Below are 1544 nucleotides of genomic sequence, written 5' to 3'. Positions count from 1 at the left end.
GCCTGACTCCTTAGAAAGGAGGTGATCCAGCCGCAGGTTCTCCTACGGCTACCTTGTTACGACTTCACCCCAATCACCAGTTTTACCTTCGGCGGCGTCCTCCTTGCGGTTAGACTACCGACTTCGGGTCCCCCCGGCTCTCATGGTGTGACGGGCGGTGTGTACAAGGCCCGGGAACGTATTCACCGTGGCATGCTGATCCACGATTACTAGCAATTCCGACTTCGTGCAGGCGAGTTGCAGCCTGCAGTCCGAACTGGGACGTTGTTTCTGAGTTTTGCTCCACCTCGCGGTCTTGCTTCTCTTTGTTTAACGCCATTGTAGTACGTGTGTAGCCCAAGTCATAAAGGGCATGATGATTTGACGTCATCCCCACCTTCCTCCGTTTTGTCAACGGCAGTCTGGCCAGAGTCCTCTTGCGTAGTAACTGACCATAAGGGTTGCGCTCGTTGCGGGACTTAACCCAACATCTCACGACACGAGCTGACGACAACCATGCACCACCTGTCTCCTTGCTCCGAAGAGAAATACTGTTTCCAGCATCGTCAAGGGATGTCAAGACTTGGTAAGGTTCTTCGCGTTGCGTCGAATTAAACCACATACTCCACTGCTTGTGCGGGCCCCCGTCAATTCCTTTGAGTTTCAACCTTGCGGTCGTACTCCCCAGGTGGATTACTTATTGTGTTAACTGCGGCACTGAAGGGGTCAATCCTCCAACACCTAGTAATCATCGTTTACGGTGTGGACTACCAGGGTATCTAATCCTGTTTGCTACCCACACTTTCGAGCCTCAGCGTCAGTTGGTGCCCAGTAGGCCGCCTTCGCCACTGGTGTTCCTCCCGATATCTACGCATTCCACCGCTACACCGGGAATTCCGCCTACCTCTGCACTACTCAAGAAAAACAGTTTTGAAAGCAGTTCATGGGTTGAGCCCATGGATTTCACTTCCAACTTGTTCTCCCGCCTGCGCTCCCTTTACACCCAGTAATTCCGGACAACGCTTGTGACCTACGTTTTACCGCGGCTGCTGGCACGTAGTTAGCCGTCACTTCCTTGTTGAGTACCGTCATTATCTTCCTCAACAACAGGAGTTTACAATCCGAAGACCTTCTTCCTCCACGCGGCGTCGCTGCATCAGGGTTTCCCCCATTGTGCAATATTCCCCACTGCTGCCTCCCGTAGGAGTCTGGGCCGTGTCTCAGTCCCAATGTGGCCGTTCAACCTCTCAGTCCGGCTACCGATCGTCGCCTTGGTGGGCCGTTACCTCACCAACTAGCTAATCGGACGCGAGGCCATCTCAAAGCGGATTGCTCCTTTTCCCTCTGCTCGATGCCGAGCCGTGGGCTTATGCGGTATTAGCAGTCGTTTCCAACTGTTGTCCCCCTCTTTGAGGCAGGTTCCTCACGCGTTACTCACCCGTTCGCCACTCGATTTGAAGAGCAAGCTCCTCATCTCTCGTTCGACTTGCATGTGTTAGGCGCGCCGCCAGCGTTCGTCCTGAGCCAGGATCAAACTCTTTATAAATGATATTTATCACTTAAAA

1 rRNA gene is annotated in these 1544 nt (G+C 53.2%); it reads right to left on the bottom strand.

Features of this window, described 5'->3' with window-relative positions:
* Positions 1-14: 14 nt before the first annotated feature.
* Positions 15-1525: ribosomal RNA gene (locus tag AAAU26_RS13730) — 16S ribosomal RNA — on the bottom strand.
* Positions 1526-1544 lie beyond the last annotated feature (19 nt).

The sequence above is a fragment of the Faecalibacterium longum genome (assembly GCF_040094125.1).
Classification (GTDB): domain Bacteria; phylum Bacillota; class Clostridia; order Oscillospirales; family Ruminococcaceae; genus Faecalibacterium; species Faecalibacterium longum.
Note: the sequence above shows the minus strand (reverse complement) of the source record. Positions and strands in the feature narration are given on the sequence as shown.